Below are 1,140 nucleotides of genomic sequence, written 5' to 3'. Positions count from 1 at the left end.
GTTCCGCGCCTCCTGGGGCGAGGTGACCGTGACGACGGTGAGCGTGCCGACGGCGGCGAACGCGTCGAGGACCTCGCGGGTGGGGCAGCCGAAGGTGAAGGAGACCACGGGTACGGGGTCGTGCAGCAGGATCGCGACCTTGGCGTCGTAGCCGTCGTCCCCGCCGGCGTCCGTGTCACCGAGGGGGGTCTCGTACCAGGCCGCCTCGCCCGCGAGCTGGTGGCGGTAGATCTCGACGGCGCCCGGGTCGGCGACGAGGGGCTGCGGCATGAAGAGGTTGACGCCGAAGGGCCGGCCGGTCGTCCTCCGGAGCTGCTTGATCTCGTTGTACATCCCGTCCGCCGTCTTGTAGCCGGCGGCGAGGAACCCCAGCCCTCCGGCCTCGGAGACCGCGGCGGCCAGCTCCGGCCGGGAGACGCCTCCCGCCATCGGGGCCTGCACGATCGGATACCGGCAGAGATCGGTCAACGCGGATGACATGACCGCATCGTGTCATGTCCTTCCTGTCCCGTGATGCGCACCCCGCTGCCACGTTTTGTCCGCAATGCGGTACGGGCCCGGAAACCGGGCCCGTACGACATCGTTGCGCGGATCTAGCGGCCGTTGAACGCGTCCTTCAGACGTGAGAACAGGCCCTTCTGCCCGGGCTCGGACTGGCCGGTGGGCCGCGCCTCGCCTCGCCTTGTCGCCAGCTCTCGCAGGCGGCGCTCCGGCTCCGTGTCCACCTTGGTCCGGGTCATCACGTCGACGTGCACGATCAGGTCACCGCGCCCGCCGACACGCAGGTGCGTGATGCCGCGCCCGTGCAGCGGGACGGACTGGCCGGACTGGGTGCCCGTCCGGATGTCGACCTCCTCCAGCCCGTCGAGCGTCTCCAGCGGCACCTTCGTGCCGAGGGCCGCCGCCGTCATGGGGATGGTGACCGTGCAGTGCAGATCGTCGCCGCGGCGCTGGAACCGCGCGTGCGGCAGCTCGTGGATCTCGACGTACAGGTCGCCGGCCGGACCGCCGCCTGGGCCGACCTCGCCCTCGCCGGCGAGCTGGATCCGGGTGCCGTTGTCGACACCGGCCGGGATCTTCCCGGTCAGCGTGCGCCGCGAGCGGACCCGGCCGTGACCTGCGCACTCGGGGCAGGGCGTG

Annotated in this window: 2 protein-coding genes; both read right to left on the bottom strand. The window is 71.8% G+C overall.

Annotated elements, in window-relative coordinates:
• Positions 1-480: nitronate monooxygenase (locus tag D8M29_RS12525; protein WP_174233379.1), on the bottom strand; the 480-nt coding region annotated here is incomplete at its 3' end.
• Positions 481-593: 113 nt separating this feature from the next.
• Positions 594-1,140, bottom strand: a 547-nt coding sequence (locus tag D8M29_RS12520) for a DnaJ C-terminal domain-containing protein (protein ID WP_305034237.1), incomplete at its 5' end; no start/stop codon positions are given.

Source organism: Micrococcus sp. HSID17227 (genome assembly GCF_003989405.1).
GTDB classification, from domain to species: domain Bacteria; phylum Actinomycetota; class Actinomycetes; order Actinomycetales; family Micrococcaceae; genus Micrococcus; species Micrococcus luteus.
This window is presented reverse-complemented; position numbering and strand designations above follow the sequence as displayed.